This is a genomic window from uncultured Maribacter sp., from assembly GCF_963975365.1.
In the GTDB taxonomy this organism is placed as follows: domain Bacteria; phylum Bacteroidota; class Bacteroidia; order Flavobacteriales; family Flavobacteriaceae; genus Maribacter.
Genome location: NZ_CAXBGF010000003.1, coordinates 167,472 through 189,418, shown reverse-complemented (window position 1 = coordinate 189,418; position 21,947 = coordinate 167,472). Strand labels below are relative to the sequence as shown.

Annotated in this window: 20 protein-coding genes and 1 tRNA gene; 11 read left to right on the top strand and 10 right to left on the bottom strand. The window is 35.5% G+C overall.

The genetic code is table 11. The features are described from left to right. Positions 1–14: 14 nt before the first annotated feature. A complete protein-coding gene (locus AACZ49_RS05570) occupies positions 15–4,922 on the top strand; it encodes a helicase-related protein (protein WP_339652510.1) in 4,908 nt (1,635 codons plus the stop codon). A 207-nt stretch (positions 4,923–5,129) separates the two neighbouring features. Here AACZ49_RS05570 and AACZ49_RS05565 read toward each other — a convergent pair whose 3' ends face one another. Both AACZ49_RS05565 and AACZ49_RS05560 read right to left on the bottom strand, forming a co-directional pair. Then, positions 5,130–5,777, bottom strand: a complete 648-nt coding sequence (locus AACZ49_RS05565) for a DUF2290 domain-containing protein (protein ID WP_339652507.1) — start codon at positions 5,775–5,777, stop codon at positions 5,130–5,132. After that, positions 5,777–7,894, bottom strand: a complete 2,118-nt coding sequence (locus AACZ49_RS05560; protein WP_339652506.1) for an ATP-binding domain-containing protein — start codon at positions 7,892–7,894, stop codon at positions 5,777–5,779. Before AACZ49_RS05560 ends, AACZ49_RS05565 begins: the two co-directional genes overlap by 1 nt. Positions 7,895–8,214: 320 nt before the next feature. Between AACZ49_RS05560 and AACZ49_RS05555 the strand changes: the two genes are divergently transcribed. From AACZ49_RS05555 to AACZ49_RS05535, 5 genes are read left to right on the top strand one after another with little or no spacing between them, the layout of a single operon-like run. Further along, positions 8,215–8,703 carry a PRTRC system protein E gene (locus AACZ49_RS05555; RefSeq protein ID WP_339652504.1) on the top strand — a complete coding sequence of 163 codons (489 nt, stop codon included), beginning with the start codon at positions 8,215–8,217 and terminating at the stop codon, positions 8,701–8,703. Continuing rightward, complete coding sequence (locus tag AACZ49_RS05550) at positions 8,703–8,921, top strand: PRTRC system protein C (protein ID WP_339652502.1); 219 nt, start codon at positions 8,703–8,705, stop codon at positions 8,919–8,921. Before AACZ49_RS05555 ends, AACZ49_RS05550 begins: the two co-directional genes overlap by 1 nt. Positions 8,922–8,957: 36 nt before the next feature. Next, positions 8,958–10,001: a hypothetical protein gene (locus AACZ49_RS05545; RefSeq protein ID WP_339652501.1), complete on the top strand. Its 1,044-nt coding sequence runs from the start codon at positions 8,958–8,960 to the stop codon at positions 9,999–10,001. 2 nt (positions 10,002–10,003) lie between these two features. After that, on the top strand, positions 10,004–10,711 hold the full coding sequence (locus AACZ49_RS05540; RefSeq protein WP_339652500.1) for a hypothetical protein: 708 nt from the start codon (positions 10,004–10,006) through the stop codon (positions 10,709–10,711). Then, positions 10,701–11,480 (top strand): PRTRC system ThiF family protein, encoded by a 780-nt coding sequence (locus tag AACZ49_RS05535; protein WP_339652499.1) that lies wholly within the window; start codon positions 10,701–10,703, stop codon positions 11,478–11,480. Before AACZ49_RS05540 ends, AACZ49_RS05535 begins: the two co-directional genes overlap by 11 nt. A gap of 528 nt (positions 11,481–12,008) precedes the next feature. Here AACZ49_RS05535 and AACZ49_RS05530 read toward each other — a convergent pair. Further along, positions 12,009–12,082, bottom strand: a tRNA-Met gene (locus AACZ49_RS05530). Between the two features lie 209 nt (positions 12,083–12,291). Here AACZ49_RS05530 and AACZ49_RS05525 point away from each other — a divergent pair. Both AACZ49_RS05525 and AACZ49_RS05520 read left to right on the top strand, forming a co-directional pair. Next, the gene (locus AACZ49_RS05525; protein WP_339652496.1) at positions 12,292–12,675 is read left to right on the top strand and encodes an START-like domain-containing protein; all 384 of its coding nucleotides are present in this window, start codon (positions 12,292–12,294) and stop codon (positions 12,673–12,675) included. 51 nt (positions 12,676–12,726) lie between these two features. Then, entirely contained in the window at positions 12,727–13,584 is an 858-nt protein-coding gene (locus AACZ49_RS05520) for an aminotransferase class IV (RefSeq protein WP_339652494.1), read from the top strand. On the opposite strand, the gene AACZ49_RS05515 is transcribed toward AACZ49_RS05520, so the two are convergent. The 5 genes from AACZ49_RS05515 to AACZ49_RS05495 all read right to left on the bottom strand — a co-directional run bounded on the left by AACZ49_RS05515 (position 13,581) and on the right by AACZ49_RS05495 (position 18,102). Next, complete coding sequence (locus AACZ49_RS05515) at positions 13,581–14,141, bottom strand: YqgE/AlgH family protein (protein ID WP_339652493.1); 561 nt, start codon at positions 14,139–14,141, stop codon at positions 13,581–13,583. The two genes, AACZ49_RS05520 and AACZ49_RS05515, sit on opposite strands and share 4 nt — an antisense overlap. Before the next feature lie 108 nt (positions 14,142–14,249). Next, positions 14,250–14,522 (bottom strand): HU family DNA-binding protein, encoded by a 273-nt coding sequence (locus tag AACZ49_RS05510; RefSeq protein ID WP_058102542.1) that lies wholly within the window; start codon positions 14,520–14,522, stop codon positions 14,250–14,252. Between the two features lie 173 nt (positions 14,523–14,695). Then, positions 14,696–15,643, bottom strand: a complete 948-nt coding sequence (fmt, locus tag AACZ49_RS05505) for a methionyl-tRNA formyltransferase (RefSeq protein ID WP_339652488.1) — start codon at positions 15,641–15,643, stop codon at positions 14,696–14,698. A gap of 1 nt (position 15,644) precedes the next feature. Continuing rightward, positions 15,645–17,540, bottom strand: coding sequence for a RecQ family ATP-dependent DNA helicase (locus tag AACZ49_RS05500; RefSeq protein ID WP_339652485.1), 1,896 nt, complete (start codon positions 17,538–17,540; stop codon positions 15,645–15,647). Continuing rightward, positions 17,533–18,102: an ATP-binding protein gene (locus AACZ49_RS05495; protein ID WP_339652482.1), complete on the bottom strand. Its 570-nt coding sequence runs from the start codon at positions 18,100–18,102 to the stop codon at positions 17,533–17,535. The genes AACZ49_RS05500 and AACZ49_RS05495 overlap by 8 nt, the downstream gene beginning before the upstream one ends. A gap of 87 nt (positions 18,103–18,189) precedes the next feature. Between AACZ49_RS05495 and AACZ49_RS05490 the strand changes: the two genes are divergently transcribed. The 3 genes from AACZ49_RS05490 to murA all read left to right on the top strand — a co-directional run bounded on the left by AACZ49_RS05490 (position 18,190) and on the right by murA (position 20,542). Continuing rightward, the gene (locus AACZ49_RS05490; protein WP_339652480.1) at positions 18,190–18,477 is read left to right on the top strand and encodes a DUF493 family protein; all 288 of its coding nucleotides are present in this window, start codon (positions 18,190–18,192) and stop codon (positions 18,475–18,477) included. Between the two features lie 81 nt (positions 18,478–18,558). Further along, positions 18,559–19,218 (top strand): DUF4290 domain-containing protein, encoded by a 660-nt coding sequence (locus AACZ49_RS05485; protein WP_339652477.1) that lies wholly within the window; start codon positions 18,559–18,561, stop codon positions 19,216–19,218. Positions 19,219–19,234: 16 nt separating this feature from the next. Further along, the gene (murA, locus tag AACZ49_RS05480) at positions 19,235–20,542 is read left to right on the top strand and encodes a UDP-N-acetylglucosamine 1-carboxyvinyltransferase (RefSeq protein WP_339652474.1); all 1,308 of its coding nucleotides are present in this window, start codon (positions 19,235–19,237) and stop codon (positions 20,540–20,542) included. Here the strand turns inward: murA and AACZ49_RS05475 are convergent. Together AACZ49_RS05475 and AACZ49_RS05470 are read right to left on the bottom strand one after the other, a co-directional pair. Then, positions 20,529–20,891: a hypothetical protein gene (locus tag AACZ49_RS05475; RefSeq protein WP_339652471.1), complete on the bottom strand. Its 363-nt coding sequence runs from the start codon at positions 20,889–20,891 to the stop codon at positions 20,529–20,531. The two genes, murA and AACZ49_RS05475, sit on opposite strands and share 14 nt — an antisense overlap. 54 nt (positions 20,892–20,945) lie before the next feature. Continuing rightward, complete coding sequence (locus AACZ49_RS05470) at positions 20,946–21,944, bottom strand: pirin family protein (RefSeq protein ID WP_339652469.1); 999 nt, start codon at positions 21,942–21,944, stop codon at positions 20,946–20,948. Positions 21,945–21,947 lie beyond the last annotated feature (3 nt).

Here is a 21,947-nt window from a genome sequence, read left to right as displayed (position 1 = left end):
TAACTCACTCACTCATGAAATACTCAAAAAAAAAGTATCTGGACTATATGCTCCGGACCATAGACGCACTCAATGACTCAAATGCAAAACAGCATTTTTTCATCAATAATCCTGGGTTTGGAAACATTTTCGATGTTTTAAAGAACGAAGGTTATCGCACCCTTTTAATCCAAAAGTTAGAGCAATACTATGGCGGAGAATATACCCAGACCATAGTAAATAGCCTAAAGCAAAGTTCCCTGAACTCCTATTATACTCCAGATGCCATTGTGCAATCCATAACGGATTATCTAAAATCTAACGAGGCGTTCAAACCACAAAATATTTTAGAACCAAGTGCCGGTAACGGGGTGTTTGTTCGAAGATTGGCTAAAATCTATCCTTTGGCAAGATTTACCACCTTTGAAAAGGAAGTACTCACAGTTCGCATATTGGAGCATAATTTCCAGAACCATAGCAACGTGAAAGTCTACGGAGTCCCTTTTGAAAATCTTGCACAAACGAATGCCACTAAAAAATATGATTTGATTATTAGTAATATTCCGTTTGGAGCAAACAAAATTTTCGATAGCGAGCTACAAGGTCATCCCTTGCAATCCCAAATATCCAAAAATATCCATTCCTATTTCATCTATAAGAGCCTCGTTTCATTAAAACCATCGGGCGTATCCATTCTGATCTGCACCAAGAATTTTATGGATAAAAAACAATATGCGCTAATACGTGAACACTTGATGAACACCAATAATTTTATAGGAGGACTTCGCTTACCGGATTCCACCTTTGCACAGGAAAATACTGCCATAGTAACCGATATTTTAATTTTTCAAAATAATAAGCGTATCGAAGCCACCCTCGAACAAAATGAAATCAATGCGCTGTTCACTCAGAGCGCCGAAGAAGTTTTAGGAGTGAATTCCGTACAAATAAATGAGTATTTCCTATCCCATCCGGAAAACATTTTAGGAACCCTTGCCGAAGGTGGACTTTATAATAATCAGGATTATACCGTAAAACCAGATTACGGTTTTGAGCAATTAGCAAGAGAAATAGCTACTTCTTTATTAAAATTTCAGATACGGACACATCTTGAAAAATCACAGAGTAAAACAGAAGTTCAAGTTTCCAAGGAGGTTATAGCTGAAACTATTACTGTTGTTAAGCCAATAGAATCAAACAGCCTAACTATCTTAAAGCCAGGTAACTTGACCATTGAGCGACAAAAACTCTATAAGGTCAGCCAAGATAACGAATTGGAGCTTCTACAGGTTAAGCCAAGAGAATTCGATAGGCTATCGAAAATCATTGCACTGCGTGATACGTATTTCAAATTACTGGATAGCCCTGAAGTAGAAAAGGAGAAAATTAGGGATGAACTCGATTATCAATACGATGCCTTTAATTTTCAATATGGTCAACTTCATGATAAAGCGAACTATCCTTTTGTCACTTTGGATATTCAAGGACCATTTATTTTAGGATTGGAAACTCCTAAAAATGGAATTTTTATTAAGTCCGATATTTTCGATGCCTACATTAAGCTTACCAGTCCGGAGAAAAACATAGAAGAGCCGCTTAAAATTCTAAGCCTAGAAGATGCTATCTATTATTCCTTGAACAAATACAACAGAATCGATATTGATTCTCTAGTGCAGAATACAGGGAGTGTGAAAGATCATGTTATTAAAGAAGCATTGGAAAGAAAGCTATTGTTTTTAAACCCTACCAAAGAAGGTTGGGAACTTGCTCCAAAGTTCTTGTTTTTATCAGGCACCATTTATCAAAAATTAAATACGTATCGCAAAAACGATTTTGGCGATTACCAGTCCTATGTGGATAAATCCTATATAGACCAAACGGTTCTGGCTTTGGAAAGGGTCAAACCTCCAATGACGCCATTCGAAGACTTGGATATTAAACTGCACGAACCTTGGTTTCCTATAGAATATACCCAAGCATTCATTTTTGACACCTATAATTCTATGGTTCACATGGCGTACAACGATAGTACCTCAAAGTATATGGTCAGAATCGAGAAAGCCGACTATGAATACATCAAAAAATTTAGTGTTCAATCGGAGCATCGGTATTACGGTTTCAAGGAAATTTTGGAAGGCGCATTGAATTCCACCATTCCCTACATATCAAAAGGTTCAAAAGAATATAAGCGTACGGACAAGGCGAAAATGCAGGAAGTACGCATCAAGTTCGACCAGATGTATAAAGAGTTCAATGGGTACATTAACGAAAAACCTGAAATTAAAGAAAGATTAGAACGAATTTTTTACAATACCTATGATGCCCAAGTCCATCCAAAATATGATGGCGATTATCTTCATTTTGAAGGCCTACGGCATTTTACACCTTACAAAAGTCAAAAAGATACCGTTGCAGGTATCATCGTCAATCAAGGATTGTTAGTCAATAAGGAAGTAGGTTTTGGTAAAACACTTGACATAGCCTTGACCGTTCAAAAATTGAAAGAACTTGACCTATCCAAAAAAACGCTGGTCATCGGCCTGCGGTCTACAGTCATCCAATTGGAAAGGGAATTATTGAACGCATTTCCAACAATGAAACTCTTGGTAGCGCATGATAAAGTGGTAAGCGGACTGGCAAAACGAAATACATTTTTTAAAAAAATTGGGGAAACTCAATATGATGTAGTGCTGATGAGCCATGACACGTTTAAGTTTATACCGCAATCCCCTGAAATCATCCATGAAATCATAGCAGAAGAACTTGCGAACCTTGAACGTGACCTTAGTGTTATTTATGAGGATAAATACAATGTGGGTAAAAGAGTGCTAAAAGGTTTGGAACAGCGAAAGGATAATTTAACCGCAGATTTGAAACAGGTCTATTTTGAAATCGAGAGTAAGCAAAGCGATGTTGTGAATTTTGAGCAAATGGGTTTCGAACACATTATGGTCGATGAATCGCACAAGTTCAAAAACCTGATGTACACCACGCGGCATAATCGAGTTGCCGGATTGAATACCTCCCAAGGTTCCGAACGCAGCAAGAATCTATTGGTGGCCATTCGTACGTTGCAGAAATCAAAACAAAGGGATTTTCAGACTACTTTTCTATCGGGTACTCCCATATCCAATTCCATCACCGAGGTTTATGTGCTCTTTAAATATCTGATTCCTCATCGGATGGAACAGATGAACATTACCTCCTTCGACCAATGGGCGCAGGTATTTGCGAACAAATCCTACGAATTTGAACCTACGGTTTCTGGAGATTATAAGGTGCGTGAACGCTTTCGTTCGTTCAAAAAGATGAAACTGTTGTCTTCGTTGTACAATGAGATTTCGATTATCGTCAACGGAACTACGCACCATATCGACCGGCCCAAAATGCAATTGGACGTACATACGCTAAAGCCCACACCTGCACAACTAGAATACTTTGAGCAAATCAAGGAATTTCTAAGAACAGGCAACAGTAGTCTATTATACGGGGATAAAAACTATACCGAGGAACAAAAAAGCGCCATCTCGTTAATTGCGTTGCACCATATGCGCAATGCTTCCATAGATCCGAGGATGTTGAACGAAGACTTGGAAGATCCGGGGGAGGCGAAGTTGAGAACCATTGCTTCAGAAGTCTATAAAACGTACAAAGAGACTGAATCCTTTAAAGGCGCACAGGCTATTTTTTCTGATTTGGGAGTACCCAAGGAGAGCTTCAATATTTATGATGAATTAAAGCGTATCCTAGTAGAAGAATTCGATGTTCCAACGGAAGAAGTCGTATTTATCCATGATTTTAAGACCGACACCAAACGTTTGGAGTGTTTTAAAAAAGTGAATAATGGTGCGTATCGTGTCATTATAGGTTCTACCGAAAAATTAGGAACTGGTACGAATATTCAAGAACGATTGGTTCGCATCCACCATGTCGATATTCCGTACCGACCAACAGATATCGACCAACGTAACGGTAGGGGAGTGCGCAAGGGAAATTTGGGCGCTAAGGAATTTTTTGGGGATAAGGTTATTGTCTCTTTCTATATCGTTGAAAATTGTACTGATGCGCTGATGCTCAATAACGTCAACATCAAAAAGAATTTCATCGAACAACTGACCAATGGCACCATACAATTCAATAGGCTTGATATGGGTGCCGTAAACGATGAAGGTTCCATCGATTACAAAACTTTGCTGGCAGTCGCTAAAAATGACCCGCTATATCTTGAAAAAGAAGAACTCGCCAAAGAATTGGACGAATTAGAACTTGAAAAATCCATCTTTAAAAAGAACCGTTTGGAAGCAAAGAACAATATTTCTTTTTACGAAACGGAACTGAACAGAGTAGCCAAGAACATTATCAAACTCAAAAAAGATTTACCCTTATGGGATTCGTTATCGGAGAAAGGTTCTTATTACACAGCATTGCGAACAGCGCTTCAAACTCCCAATGCTTCTGATGCTTTACTATTGGGAGAAAATTTAAACAACCGCTTACAACATAAAAAGGAAGAAATAGGGGAACATACAATAATCTCAATAGCAACTGCAAATTTGGAACTCGATGTGGAAGACAGACAACATCATCAATTGTTGGTGGTTACTCCCAATGCCTCTTATGGCTACGGTTCTAAAAGAATCGTAACGAATTGGCAAAGCTTGGCGGACTATATGTACAATGCCCTATCTAAAATACCCAAATCCCTTTCTACGCAAAAAGAGCTGGCTGCCGATTATAAAAAATCCGTTAAGGCAAATCAAAAGGTTTTAGAATTGGATTTTGATAAGACCGAAAAATTAGAACTCGTTCATAAAAGATTGGTGGAAATCAATATCGATTTAGATGAAAAGTATGATGCCGAGCCGGAGGAAAACAAAGAGATAGCTAAGTCCGAAACGTCATCCGTAAAGCAAGTAACCAATGCACGACATATTTCCATATGATTTTTAGGGCGTTGGCCGGGCTATCCGCTATATCGCCCTTGCAGGCCCCAAGGTTCCGTAATCCGTGGAAGATCTCCGATGTCGCTTTCCACGAAAACGAACCCTAGCGGCCCGCTGCGTTCGATGCCGCTGCTATCCCTAACGCTTTCAGGTTATTTATTCATAATAAATATGATGTTTAATCTAAAAACTGAAGAAATTTAAATGTTAGGCTATGGACAAATGAAGAATTTTCTTTTCCAAATCATGGATACAATAATCAAATGAATTTGTTTTGTCAAAATTCAATTCTTCAGAAAATTTGTTTTTGGCCGTATTGTAAAAATTCCTTAAGATGAAATCCATGAAAATAAAAGGTGTGATTGGCTTGCATACTGGAATTCTACAATTTTTATACTGACCAATTGTTAAATGCGAGTATGGATGATGAATAATCGAATTGTTTTCGGAATCAAAATCGAATCTTATTGGTGTTGTTATGATGTTTTTTTGGATGATATCTGCATATATCTCATCCATTTCATAAATTTCACTATTGTTTTGAAACTCTTCTAAACTAGGGGATGGAAAAAACGCTAACCTGTACTTCTTTAAATTTCCCTCTACGTTGTAAGAATACTGAATTTGTATAAGCGCACCATCTATCAGTTTAAAATTGTAATTTTTGTCCTCTCTCAGAATACTATATATCTCAGAATAAGGAATATTTTTAAGAGAAATTGAAATATCGTGGTTGCCGCTTATATATATTGACCCATCTTTTTCTGAAGGAAAGTTTTGCTCTTCCGATAAATTCAGTCCGATAAGACTAGATGTAATGAAATTTATTTGATTTAGAATTTCAATTTTTGTCATTACAACAGATTCCTTAACTGATCAATAAGCTCTTCAGGTAAATCTTCTTTGTGAATTTTACCTTCATTCAAATCCTTCAACAAATCCCCTAGATTTTGTTGATTTTTCTGAACCCTATTTTTCTCTTGCATTGACATGTCACGGTTAACGATATTCATATGCTCTCTCTCTTCAGCTGTTGGGTAATCGAAGGTTAGTCCAAACTTATTCTTTTTGACTTTTTTGTATTCATTTTTTAAACCAATCATGTCTTCTCCATAACCACAAACCCTAACCCATGCTTTACTTCTTGTCATTGCCGTAAAGAGTATATTTCTCTTTTTTGCCAACTCGACCCCACTATAGCAATATTGAGAGTTTATTACGTAAACCATTGCGGCTTCATTGCCTTTTGCTCTATAAATCCCAGTAAAAGTTATAGTGTCTTGACTATAAAAAATATCGGGAGAATCAGTTACTCCCGCCACACTCGAATTAATTCCCTTATCATATAATTTTTGGCGAAACGCACCAACAAGATTCTTAGTCGTGATTGGATCAGGGTTTATTACCATAATATCATCCAACCTTAATTCATCTTCATGGATATTTTTAAAAATTTCGTCAACGATATACTTTATTTGCTGCTCATTGTTTTTGAATACTTCAAATTTCAAAAGGTCATCGGTATCAGAATGGTCTGATAAAAATTCAGGACTGGTATCATTGGTTCTCCGTAATGTTACTTGTTCTCCTTCTTCTAATTTACCTTCTTCGACTTTGTAGCCAATATCATTCCAAAGGGCTGAATTATCAAACATTTGAACTAATTTTTTTCTATAAATTCCAAACCCAAGTGCATGAGCAGTAGTTAAGATTTCTAGAGAGTTTCTATAACATTTGTATAATATGATATCTTGCTTAGGCTGATTTGCCTCATTTACTAACTTCACTAATGGAAAGCCTTTTTCATCATCACCAAAAATCTCTTCAGGCGAGGCCATCGTTTTTGTGTTTAAACTTTGTAGTTCATCATAAGCGTAGACAAGTCTTTTAGGGTCGCCAAGAATGTTATAACAGATCTTTAAAAAATCTTTTGAAAAATCTTGTGCTTCATCAATTACAATAAGGTCATATTTCTTTTTGAAATCAGAAATTTCACTCAAGGTTTTTTCACATACCTTGTCAAATTCACGCCCATAAATTCGTGTTAAACTTTTGGCCGCTCTAAAATCAAAATATTCAATATTGTGATCTTTGCATATGTTAAAATAAATTCCTGGGGATGATGGAGTTCCCCAAGCATGAATAATATCTATTTTCTCCCAGTTAGGTTCCTCGTTAATATGCTCATAACTAAATAATGTAATATACTTTCTAAACTGATCTTTTAATGACCGTGTATTAAATGTCACACCGATTTTCCAATCAGGATTTTTAGCATGTAAATATGCTACCTTCAATGCTAGTATAATAGTCTTCCCTGAGCCGGCTAGTCCGCGAATGCGTTGCACGCCCTCTACCGTCTCAATTACAGCTGAACTTTGTTGACGGTCAAGGTTAGCAATAGAATCTTCTAATTTTTTTAGCCTTGCTCCCTTAGAAGTTTCAGACTTTACGTAATCTCTTGATTTATTTTTTCTAATTGAAGTAATCGATTGTAGAACAGACAGTACATTCTCAAAATAGGCAGAATCTTCAGATTCAATGGAATTTATATAATTTGAAAGTTGTTCATCATTGACAATACAAGGATAGTCTTTATCCACAGAATCGGTAGTACTCCAAGCTGGAGCGTATGTCATTGTTTTTATTTCAATGGCTAAATTCCTTTTTTCTGTTAAATTTTTATGTTGAAGAAGTTTTGATGATAATTTAGTAAAATTCTCATCTTGAATTTCTATAAAATCCTTTGACCGATTCGCTCCCTCCTCAATATTAATAATTACTAAACCTTTTTCTTGAGTTAATAGCAAGGCATCAATCTGAAAACCACCTTGAGAAGTTCCAATGATGGGATAACCAATATAAAGCGTCCCAGTAAGCTCACTTTTAATAGACTCAAAGAAATTTATTAACTGTTTCGAAGATTCGGGCTTGTTCTTTAAGTCCCCTCTAACTATGTTTAGTTCCTCCATTTATGACAAAAGATTATTTGACAAAAATAGCCAAATTAACGGATTGGCTACAATGATAAAGAATTCCCTGAGAAACTCGTTACAAATTCAGAAGGACACGATATGAAAATTACTAGTTATTCTTCAATGGCTTTTGAATTTTAAATATTTCAGATTCAAATTCCGATACAGAATCTTGCGCCCTACCGGGCGCTTTTTTTATGGATAGGGAGAAGGAAGAAAAAGGTGGTTTTCCACTCGATTCCGCAAGGGTTTGCGAAGGTGTTGGTGTATCTTGAAGGTAGTTAAGTAATTGTATAACAAGTTAATACCTATTCAAAATGAGTAATTTTTTTTCAACCCTACATCAGACGGGTATCGAACAATACGGCATCAGTATTTCGTTCGATGGAGATTCGGTCAGCGTGTCTGTACTCCCCAAATCGAGTGCGAAGGACAAAGCACTCCAATCTCTAAAACCCCTTACCCTTCGTGGAACATTGAGGGAAATAGACGAGCAATTTTTCCAAATACTCCAAAAACCGTTGGAAAAGACAGCCGTTCTTTTCAGGAACACGATAGCTTTTGAAGAGACCCTAAAGGAAACCGAACTAAAGACCCAACAAGCCAAGAAGAAAAAGGAATCGGTTTCCAAGAAAGCCACAGAGCTAAAACAACTTCTCAAAGAGAAAGATTTTAATCCCATGCAGGACCATAAAAAGGCAACCGACATCGCTAACGATATTTTGAAGAAAGACCCGAACCACAAAGAAGCGCAAAAGGTCATCAAGGATATGAAAGCATACGAATCCCCTAAACTATTTCAATAATGGAAATCGCCACAATAGAACGCAAATACGTTTACCAAAACGGAAACAATAATTCCATAGAGTTGGATGATATTGACGACATGCTATCCCATCAGCAGATTATGGAACACTATTCCCAGTTATATGCAGAACTGACCAACGCCAAGATTATGGACAAGGGTATAGTCAATGGGTTTCATGAAATCCACTTTAAGACTTTGGCAGGAACAAAAGGATAACCCCATGAATGTTGATGAATTCTTAAAACGAAAACAATGCGAAACCAAGCCGAAACTCGAATTATCGAAAGAACTCAAAGAGTTCCACGCCCGACTATTCAAAGCAGTCCAACAGTCCCATTACAGATACGGAACGCAAAGAGCGAAGGTGTTGCAACCAAAAGTTTTTCCCTTTCTGACTTAGAAGTACTTCCTATCCTTACAAAGCCGATTATTGAGGACGAACCGACTATTAACACACAAGCACTAGCAAGTTTGATGGTGGATGCGACCCGAAATTTTTCGGGAAATATTGACGGTTGGCAATTTTCTACAGCCGATAGCATGGACGATTTGATATTGCGATGTGCCAGTTGTTTAAAGGATAGGGCTAAGATAAACCATATCGAAGTTTTACAGGAAGATTCGGATTTGCGATTGATATTGAAACGCCATATCGGGAATCGTAGCACCATCTACTGTATTCCGTTAAGACCCATAATGCCATTGCGGTGGAAGAACCGAACCCTTTTTGATATTCTATTGTCCTTCATCAAAAGTTTACCATATACAGGAATGTTCCAAACCAATGAATCGAGAATAGACTGGCTTTGGGAATATCTATTTGAAGAAGAAGCTTATCACAAGAAAAACGGGAGTGTATTTTCAAATGCCAATTCCGTCAAGTTTTTTGACCGCTACCAAAAGTTGTTCGACGCATACGAATTGCAAGATTGGAAATCCTTATTGCTAAAATACCTACCTCGAAAACCTTTACACAAACAAATCAAGGAATTGTTATTGAAAGCTGATACCATTGATTTTCAAACACCATTCCGCATCGGAACTAGGGATGCGTATGAAAGTATGTTCGAACATTGGGAATCGTTCTTAATAGTTGACGATTCGGACAGCGAGTTTACCCGTTCCTACATCGAAATGCTGAACGAATGTTCCAATGAACACGACATAATTTCAGCTTATGCTTTTACGACAATCGAAAAGGGGAACATACAGCCTTTTGAAGAAGGACTGAGTTACAACCTTAATCAATTGGAAGAATTTCTAACAGATCTCAACGAACTTTTAAGACAGCTTTGAATATGAAACAGATTGCTATTATACAGCCAGATGAACACTTTCTTCCAAAATTCGCCATTATTGGCTATTCTCAGGAGGAAGGTTATTACAACAGGGGACACTACTTTTCATATCACAATATAGTAGGGGCGAAGTTGACAGCAGGTATGCCACTTACCAAAGATACCGCCCGAAACCTCTTTAAGTGTTTAGAAGGCGATTTGATAAAGTTCCGTTTTAAGGGAATTTTGCCCAAAAACCTTATCCATTTTGATTTTAAAGGAAACCTCCAATTGATGTGGTACGTCCATCCAAAACAGCACACTTTATATTTTGATACGCGAACAGGCATAATTTCTGGAAAATATCCCTTGCCTAAACTAATTTTTAAATTATGTGGAAACGCATTACAGGTTTTTGCGATACATCGTAAGGATGCGTTGAACGATTCCATATCCATATATCACGCCCCCTTGCTAAATGTGAACGGACAGGGTACTATTTGTATGGGCAATGCTTCCATGGATTATGACGGATTTGAATTTTATAAGGATATCATGGGGTTTGTCGAGCAGCAATTTTTCCGTTCTGTTTTTACGGCAACCCATCATAACAACATTGCCAAAGGAAACATTGTAGATATAATGAAAGAGAATTTTGAGAAAACGTCTTTTGATGATGAACTACTGAAAGAAAACAAATTGACCTTAAAAGACTTGTATGAAAACTAGAATACATTTTGCACCTAATTATTTTTATAATCCGACCCATCCGATAACCATTGCGCTAATTGGGGTAGGAGGAACAGGCTCTTTGATGTTGGCACGGTTGGCACGAATGGATTTTGCTTTGCGTCAAACTGGACACCCAGGACTTCATATTATAGCCTACGATTCCGATTTTGTCGAAACGAACAACGTGGGGAGGCAATTGTACACGCTTTCTGATGTCGGAGAATACAAAGTTCTCCATGCCGTAAATAAGGTCAATATGGCTTTTGGCCTTCAATGGGAAGGGATTCCAACGGATGCGATACCCGATGGTGAAAATATTCAGGCGAATATTATTATTACTTGTGTCGATAATGCCCGATTTAGAACACTACTGGCTAAATCAGTTAAGTACCCGTATCAAGGTCTAGAGTACCAAACCATGTTTTACTGGTTGGATATTGGAAACAGCAGGGATACGGGACAATTTGTATTGGGAACATTATTCGATGAAAAACGAAACATGGATAGGGAAGATTTTAAAATGGTGGACAAATTGAAAAATATAATCGACTTTTTCCCCGATTTGGATGTACATGACACACCCCGACTTCAAGGTGCTGGATGTGCCTATTCCGATAAGCTAAATGAGCAATCGTTATTCATCAACGATGTATTGGTCGCCCACGCATCTGATTGTCTCTTTCGCTTGTTGTATCACAAACAGATTCAAAAACATGGGGCTTTTGTGAATTTGGAAAGTGGTAAGGTAAACTCCATAGCGGTATGATGGGGAATGTAAACATATATAGTTCCGTCTGACCATAAATTCAACGGAATAAAGTAATAGAATATGCGGATAGGGATTTTATAGGCTTTATCAGAACAGGGATTTCAAAGAAGGCTTTCTTTCCTTGCAAATTGCGGACCATTGCACTTCGAGTTTTGGGAACAGTTGGAGAATAAAAACTGATGGCACTATGATTATGTACGCCCACCTAATCAAGATTTTTAGGAAAATCCACCCTGAGAAATTATTTTGGGAGTTTACCAATTAGAATGCAGAGTCCTTTCAATCCGCTGCTCTTGGTGCGAGACAAAACGAGATTTTCAAAATTGATGGGGGATTTTACCGCTTAGATGTAATCGAAAGAATGATTCCTTTGGAAAAATTGCCGAATTTGTTGGTAAAACACGGAGGGCATGTAATTCTTGAAACTTATTCGGACTGATTAGGAAAAACTGTAAATGTTTTACCTATGTTTTACCTAACAAAAAAACCCAAGATTTTGGTCTTGGGTTTTTTGTCATAAAAAAGTAGCGAGAGGGGGACTTGAACCCCCGACCTCTGGGTTATGAATCCAACGCTCTAACCTGCTGAGCTACCTCGCCATTTGTAATTTTTTACCTGTTTGACCTCAGGGTTATGAATCCGACGCTCTAACCAACTGAGCTACCTCGCCATATTATTTTTAAACGGCTGCAAATATAGTGGTAAATTATTAGTTCTTCAACTAATGTCGCGTAAAAAAATTATAGTGCACAAATATTTTTTAATCATTTAGAAATATATATATTGCTCGGCATAAAGTAGTAGGAAAATGAGCGATAAAATAAAATTTGAAATAGAATTTGTAATTCAGTCTTCACCACAAATGTTATATCAATATTTGGCAACACCTTCAGGCTTATCAGAATGGTTTGCAGATAACGTTAACTCTAGAGGCGAAAAGTTTACCTTTATTTGGGACGGAACTGAAGAAGAAGCTAAATTATTAAAAAGAAAAACCGACGAATTTGTTCGCTTTGCTTGGGAAGAAGCGGAGGATGATAGTTATTTTGAAATGAAAATAATTGTTGACGAAATCACAAAGGATGTTTCTTTATTTATAACAGATTTCGCCGAAGATGATGAGGTTGAGGAATCTAAAATGCTTTGGAGCAATCAAGTATCGGATTTAAAGCAGGTATTGGGTTCTTCTTAGAAATACTCTTATTTACTGTATCTTTGAGCCTTAATTTTTTAAGGCTTTTTTATGTTCAATTTTAATGGCAAACTTATTAATGAGGATGATAAAATTCTAGATGCAAAAAATAGGGGCTTGCAATTGGGTGATGGTGTTTATGAGGAGCTAAGAATAGTTTCTGGTGAAGTTATTTTTTTAGAAGAACATTATTTAAGATTAATGTCTTCGATGCGAATTCTTCGAATGGAAATTCCTATGAATTTTACTATGGAGTTTATGGAAGAAGAAATGCTTAAAACTATCTCAAATGAAGATTTAAAGCATACAAAGCGTGTTAAGTTCACTGTTTTTAGAAACAGTGATAATAATAGTGCCTTGGCTAGAAATAGTGTTTCATACATAGTAACAACTTCTTTACTATTAAATCCATTTTATATTTTAGAAGAGAATGAATATGAAGTAGAGCTTTTTAAAGATTTTTATAAGAATAGTAGCATGCTTTCAAATCTTAATACTACCAATAAAATGCTGAAAATTGTTGGTGGAATTTATGCTCAAGAAAATGATTACCAAGATTGCCTGCTTTTAAATGAACAGAAACAAGTTATAGAGTCTTTAAACGGTAATATCTTTTTAATTCAAAAGAATGTTATAAAAACGCCTCCATTAACCGATGGTTGCTTAAACGGAATTCTAAGAAAAAAAATGATTGAAATTATTTCAAAACTAGAAGATTATGAATTGCAAGAACTAAGTATTTCACCATTTGAACTTCAAAAAGCGGATGAATTATTTACTATCAATGCTATTGACGGTATTACTTCAATTACGAAATATAGGAAAAAGGTGTACTCTAATTCTGTCGCAAAAAAATTAATAGGAAAATTAAATGCGGCTGCAAGAATGTCTGTAAGTAAAGCGGTCTAATTTAAACTAGGATTTTCTGGAGCGTTAGACCAAAGTAAATAATCTCCACCTAACTGTATCATGTTTTCTTTCCAAAATGCATTTGCTGCCTTTTGTATGATTCTACTTTCATGCTCATTTTCAATTACTATCCAAGATTTTGAGGATAACTCATCATCAAGTTGTAGTGAAGACCAGCCCGAATAACCTAAGAAAAACCTAATGTCATCCTCTGAAATAATTTCTTTATTGATGAGTTCAACGGTGGTTTCAAAATCTCCTCCCCAATAAATTCCATCAGAAATTTCTACACTGTTATCAATTAGGTGTGGTACTTTATGAATGAAGTAAAGATTGTCTTGTTCTACGGGACCACCATTGTAAACCTGAAATGGTAATTCAATTTCAGTTACTAAATCATTTATTGAATACTCTAAAGGCTTGTTCAATATAAAACCTATAGAACCTTCACTACTATGTTCTGCCAACAAAACTACAGATCTATTAAAAGACACATCACCTGTAAGTGATGGTTCAGCAATAAGCAATTTGCCTTTAGTAGGTTTTAATAGGATCATTTTACCATATGATTATATTTCTAAAGTAAGACAAATCCTCTTAATTGCAAAAACATAGAAACAAAAAAGCGCCTTTTTAGGCGCTTTTAAAAATTTATCTATGTAAAATTAGTTTACAGCTTTGCCTAAATCAGCACCTGCTTTAAACTTCACTACATTTTTAGCAGCAATTTGGATAGTTTTTCCAGTTGATGGATTTCTACCTTCTCTTGCATTTCTTTTAGATACGGACCAAGAACCGAAACCTACCAAAGAAACTCTATCTCCTTTTTTTAGGGAATTTTCAACATTTCCCAAGAAAGATTCCAATGACTTTTTAGCCGCAGCTTTTGTGATGCCAGCGTCAGCTGCCATTGCATCGATCAATTCTGTTTTGTTCATAATGTGATTAATTAATTGTGATTAAATAATTTATACCTATTAACAAATTTATATGGATTTATGACTAACACAAGTAAAACAAGGGGAAATCCCCTATTTTGTTGATAACTCAGCGTGTTTGTTGATAAAGTAGGGTTTTTTTACAATTCTCGCAGCCCAATGACAACGGGGCTTTACCTCATTATAGCATTTTCTTCAAGATTTAAACCATTCAGTACCTCTTTAACATGCATTCTTTTTTTGCCTTGAAGCTGTATTTCTACTAAATCCAAGTACCCTTTTTTAACAGCAACTTTCATTTCTTTTTTATTGAAAACCAACGTTCCGTTTTCTAAGTCATGTTGTTCAAGTTGCATGTTGGCTTTATATATTTTCGTAATAATTTTTGAATTACCGTTTTCCAAAGTAGTCCATGCTGAAGGGTATGGGCTTAAACCACGAATAAAATTATAGATATCTTCAATGGGTTTGTTCCAATCAATTTGGCACGTTTCTCTATGTATCTTATATGCAAGTTTTAAATCGTCATGATTTGGTTGCTTTGTTGTCTTGAAATTACCATTTTGAATACGCTCTACCGTTTTTAAAACTGTTTTCGCACCCAAATGCATTAAACGGTCATGTAAATCTTCTGCATTATCGGTTTTCTCTATAGCGGTTTCTTCTTGTAATATGATGGCTCCTGTATCTATTTTCTCATCTATGAAGAAAGTTGTAACTCCTGTTTTAGTTTCGCCATTAATAATTGCCCAGTTTATAGGAGCAGCACCACGATACTGTGGTAAAAGAGAAGCATGAAGATTAAAAGTGCCATATTTCGGCATATTCCATACCACTTTAGGTAGCATGCGAAAAGCGACCACAATTTGTAAGTTGGCTTTTAAAGATTTTAAGGTTTCTAAAAAGTCTTCATTCTTTAGATTGGTGGGCTGTAATACATTAATGTTATTCGCTACCGCATATTTTTTCACTGCAGATTCATTTAATTTACGGCCTCTACCTGCGGGTTTATCAGGTGCTGTGATTACCCCGACTATGTTATATTCATTTTTAACAAGTATATCCAAAATGCCTACGGCAAAATCTGGGGTACCCATAAATATAATTCTTAATGCTTCCATGTTATATAAGTTCGTATTCGTTTATAGAATTTAATGTTATCAGATTTTCTTCCAATAATTCTTGTAAGACGGTAATTACTATTGACTGATTTATATTTAACTTTTGTTGAAGTTCTCTTGAGCTCGCTTTATTAATTTTTAAATATTCGATTATTTTCAATTTTGTATTAATTACATCATGTAGACCTAGTTTATTGTTGATACAAACATCACATATGCCGCAAACGCCTTTTTGGTTTTCTCCAAAATATTGTAATAATTGAAAACTTCTACAAATTTTATCGTTTTCTATATAGGCAAGCATTTTAGAAACGTTCTCTATTTTTAGTTGATTCTGGTCATTAATAATATTTGCAAATCTATTTATAGTTCGGTCATCATCTCTATGTACTAAAAACAATAGCTCTAAATCGCTTGCAGTAGTTGTATAATCAATAATATTATCTGTTGCTAATTGCTCGAAATTTAGATGTATGATTGACTCGGATATTTGTGTCTTTTTTGCTAATAGATAGGTGTTTATTTGAGTTTCAAATTCAAAAAGACCACCATAAGTTCGAAGCACAACTTTAATAAAATCTTCTAGTTTAGGTTTTTCTTCAATGTATCTGTAAAGTGTTTCTTTACTAGTTTTAAATTTGATAGATTGTTTTTTGGAGAAATTCTCAGATAATGAAATAACTGAATTTCGATCTAAAATCAATAAGGCATTATAGGTTAAAAAGGTATTCAACTTATATACAGAGCAGAATTCATTAAAATTTAATTGAAATTTTGTTTCGGTAAATTCCCCATATCCAATTTGAAAGTAGTTATTCAATTTTAGATAAATCTTTTTAATATAGGACACATCTGGCAGTACTTCTATAAACTGCTTTTTAACTAATAACTTATCTGCAGTATTTGTTAATATTATTGCTTTTGAAGAATCACCATTTCGGCCTACTCGGCCTGCTTCTTGAAAATAATTCTCTATACTGTCAGGTATTTGATAATGAACAACCAATTCAACATCTGGTTTATCTATTCCCATACCAAAAGCATTTGTGGCCACCATAATGTTCACTTTATTTTGTAGCCAAGAATTTAGTCGTTCAGATTTAGCTTTTTGGGCTATTCCGCCATGATAAAAAATTGCTTTAAGACCATTATTTAATAGGTATTTTGATAATTCTTCAGCTTTTCTCCTACTTCTAACATAAACAATTGCACTGTTCTTGATTTTTCGACAGTACTGTTTAAGGTAATTATTTTTATCCTCGGTCATAATAACTCCGAAGCCTATGTTTTTTCTATAAAATGAATCTTTTTTGACCAAAGGCTCATGAAGATTAAGAGAGGTAACAATGTCTTCGCTCACTCTCTTTGTAGCTGTAGCCGTTAACGCTATCATGGGCGCTTTTGGGTGTAAATCGCGTAATATGGAACAGGTTAAATACGCAGGTCTAAAATCATGACCCCATTGGGAAATACAATGGGCTTCATCGATAACTAATAAAGAAACATTCATTCCTTTAATTCGTTCTTGAACAAGTTCTTGTTGAAGACGTTCTGGCGATAAATATAAAAATTTGTAATTGCCATAAATACAATTATCAAGCAATTTATCGACTTCACTGAATTTGAGCCCGCCTTTTAATCCGAGTGCTTTTATTCCACGATTTTGTAAGTTATCTACTTGATTTTCAATTAAGGCGATTAATGGGGAAATAACAATACAAATACCATCTTTCATTAATGCAGGTACTTGAAAGCAAAGAGACTTTCCGCCACCTGTAGGTAATAATCCCAAGACATCTTGGTTATTAATAACAGCATTGATAATTTCTTCTTGTGAACCTCTAAAACTATCAAAGCCCCAAAATTTAGTTAAGATGTCTTTAGGTGTATTATTCACCGATATTCTCTATATGGTCCACTACAAATCGCAAACGATTATCTATCGTGCCAAATGGCACTTCAATTGGTCTGTATCCTAAATCAATATATGTGTTTTCAAGATGTTTATGAATACCACAAGCTTGTTCAAAATTTTCCATACGTTCATTGTCTTGAACGTAGATATCTTTCCAAGGCGGTAAAATCAAAACTTCATCATATCGATTTTCTAAACACAAAACATTATATCTTTTATCAATAGGTTGTTTAAAGTAATTCATATAAGCAATAACGTCGGGTAAACCTCGATCATAAAATAGATGCTTTTTATCTATGCTTATGCCTTTATTAAAATGATTTAAACGAGCATTGATCAGTTCATCATTAAAACTTTTTGCATCGTCGACAAAATCTATAGGATTTATAAGTATTTCATTTGCTGGTTTGTCGTTAAGAGCATCTAAGGTCATTGTTCTTATCACCTCATGAAAGCAGTGAAAACCTTTTTCTTCAAGGGATGAGATTAATACGGTTTTACCTGTTCCTGGCCCGCCTGTTATAACAATTCTTTTGTTGGTCAAATTCATCATTTATATTGACAAAAGTACATAAACCCTGAGTATTAAAAAATTGACACATTACACTTATCTTTGTGTAAAATAAAAGTCATGGAAGAAAATAACCCAGTAGAGTTTTATAAAAAATTAAAGGAACAATTAGAAGCAACCTCCAAATGGCCATCAAATTATCTATATAAATTCATAGTAAAGAGCGATACAGATAAGGTTGTTAAAATTCATAAAATATTCGATAATATAGGAGCTGTGATCAACTCAAAAAAATCGAAAAATGGAAAATATACTAGTGTTTCTATTACAGTGAATTTGAATAGCGCAGATGATGTAATTAAAAAATATAAAGAAGTAGGCGAAATAGAAGGTGTAATCTCCTTGTAAAATAGCATTTCTTCTATAATTTTATTAATTTGGCATCGTTATAAGAATACTTCTTCAAAACATTAAGTTAAATATTTCAATTTGCAATTAGTAGAAAACCTAGAATATAATACCGAGCGTTCGCATTTAATAATACCAGAGTATGGCCGTCATTTCCAAAAAATGGTTGACCACGCGGTATCAATTAAAGATCCGGTAGAAAGGAATAAAGTAGCTCAGGCAATTATTAGCGTTATGGGTAATTTACAGCCCCACTTGCGCGATGTACCCGATTTTCAACATAAACTTTGGGACCAGTTATTCATTATGTCTGATTTTAAATTAGATGTAGAATCGCCATTTCCTATAACCTCAAAAGAGGTTTTAAGGCAAAGACCTGAGCCATTAGAATACCCTCAGAATTTTCCGAAATATCGATTTTACGGTAATAACATTAAGCGCATGGTTGATGTTGCGGTTGAATGGGAGAAAGGTGACAAGCGCTCTGGTTTGGAGTATGCTATTGCCAATCACATGAAAAAATGTTATTTGAATTGGAATAAAGATGTGGTTGATGATAAGGCAATTTTCAAACATTTATACGATTTAAGTGATGGTCGTATAGACTTAGCTGCAGAGGGTGAAAGTTTAACTGATAGTGGTCAGTTTCTTAAAAACCGTGTGGCGAAAACACCTAGATCTACTAGCGCTGGAAAGAAAATTCAAAGAAATAATAATAACCGCGGTAAGAAACGCTATTAAATTTCCACTTCTTTAGATGGGAACATTCAAAATTGAAGGAGGTCACCAATTATCTGGTGAAATAACACCTCAAGGAGCAAAGAACGAAGCACTTCAAATACTTTGCGCCGTACTACTTACAGATGAAAAAGTAACAATAAACAACATTCCTGATATTGTCGATGTAAATAAGCTCATATCCCTTTTAGAGGATTTAGGTGTAAAAATACAGAAGAAAGGAAAAGGCTCCTATACTTTTAAGGCAGACGATGTGAATATGGATTATTTACAGTCTGATCAATTTAAGGAAGACGGTAGAGGTCTTAGAGGATCTATAATGCTCGTTGGACCGTTATTAGCTCGCTTTGGTAAAGGTTATATACCTAAGCCTGGTGGTGATAAAATAGGTAGAAGACGATTAGATACCCATTTTGAAGGCTTTATAAAGTTAGGCGCTAAGTTTCGATATAATCGTGAAGAATATTTTTACGGTGTAGAGGCAGAGAAGTTGATCGGTACTTATATGTTGCTAGATGAAGCCTCGGTAACTGGTACTGCCAATATTGTTATGGCAGCTGTTTTAGCAGAAGGTCAAACTACTATTTATAATGCAGCATGTGAGCCCTATTTACAACAGTTATGTAAAATGCTGAATAGAATGGGAGCTAAAATTTCTGGAGTTGGATCTAACTTATTGGTTATTGACGGTGTTGATAAACTAGGTGGAACCGAACACAGAATGCTTCCTGATATGATTGAAATTGGTAGTTGGATTGGTTTAGCGGCCATGACCAAAAGTGAACTGACTATTAAAGATGTTAGTTGGGACGATTTAGGCCAAATACCTACCGTTTATAGAAAATTAGGGGTTACCGTAGAACGAAGGGGAGATGATATCTTTATCCCTATCCATAAAGATGGATACGAAATACAGAATTATATAGATGGTTCTATTTTAACGATAGCCGATGCACCTTGGCCTGGATTAACACCAGATATATTAAGTATTATGTTGGTGGTTGCGACACAGGCAAGAGGTGAAGTACTTATTCATCAGAAAATGTTTGAAAGTCGTTTGTTTTTCGTGGATAAGTTATTGGATATGGGTGCTAAGGTGATACTTTGTGATCCACATAGAGCAACAGTAATTGGTCATGATTTCAAATCTACCCTTAAGGCAACTACAATGACTTCACCAGATATTAGGGCAGGTGTTTCCTTATTGATAGCGGCCTTATCGGCAAAAGGAACTTCAACTATTCATAACATCGAGCAAATTGATCGTGGTTATGAAAATATAGATGAAAGACTTCGTGCAATAGGCGCTAAAATTACAAGGTCCTAAATTTCAAATAGAACGTTACTATAAAAATTAAACTCCATAATATGGTTCGTAGCCAATTATGGAGTTTTAGTTTTTTTATAGATAATTCTACTTCTTCTCTTTTTGATAAATTGGTATGTAAAGGGACGAACAATAAAAAGGTGGAAAGCCATACACCAAAAACTAATAAACTACTCGTAATGGTGTAAAAATCAAGATTAGTGTAAATTTGAATACTACTTGTAATCAATTGTCCGAGCATTAAAGGAATTACGATAACAGCGATTCTTTTGGTATAGGTTTCGTGCCATTTAAAAAGGTCTTCTTGTTTGTAATAAGAAAAGCTAGGATATATGACTAGCTGTACCATCCATATTAGAATTAATAAACCACTATCGCATATTAGACGAATTGTTTCAAGCATTTACTTTTCTACTATAGTTCCGTCAGGATATTTAGCAAATCTACCACGGTTTATCTCATGAACGTTATCAGGATATCTCCAAGGCCAGCCCCCGAATTGGGTTAGTCGAAAATCACTCATAGCATTTTCTAACTCTTCATCGGTATTCATAACAAATGGGCCGTATTTGGCAACTGGTTCTTTTATCGGTTTGCCCTGTAAAATTAAGACCTTAGCGTCTTTGTCTCTAGCATTTAGCATTATTTCATTAGATGATTCTACTTCTATTCCGTAATTTAACTCAATACTTTCCCCTGAAATTTCGATGGTACTACCTTCGTAAAAGTATATCGTTCGAATCGTGCCTTCCTCTGCTTTAGGAATTGTAATTGACCCATTCGCATATATATGAATAAGCCATACGGCAACTTGATTCTTATTTTCTGCCGCCCAAGAATCTGGTGCTGGTTTTGGAGCATTGTTGTTATTGAAATGACCAGCGATAATTTTTACCGTACTTTCTTCTAATTCTAATACAGGAATATCTTCGTGCCAAAGCATTTTAAAATGTGGGTCAACAAACTTACTTTTTTGAGGTAAGTTTAACCAAATCTGAAAAAGCTCTAAGGTATTTTCTTTCTCGGTATGCAGTAATGGAAACATTTCAGAGTGTTGTACACCCTTACCTGCAGTCATCCATTGTACATCTCCTTCACCAAAACGACCAGCGGCACCGAGAGAGTCAGAATGGTCACAAAAGCCTTTATTTGCAATTGTAATGGTTTCAAAACCACGATGTGGGTGTGCAGGAAAACCAGGAATTGTTGTTCCATGATACATTCGCCAACCATCTTTTATTGTAAAGTCATTTCCGAGATTTCTATTTTGTAAAGAACTATCAGGTCCAAGTTTTCCGTTACCTTTTGGGTAATGGTCTAAATGATATACACAAAACAGGAATGGATCTCGTGTTTGCCAAGGGAAATCTAACTTGAATATTTTTTTAATTTCATCATTCATTTT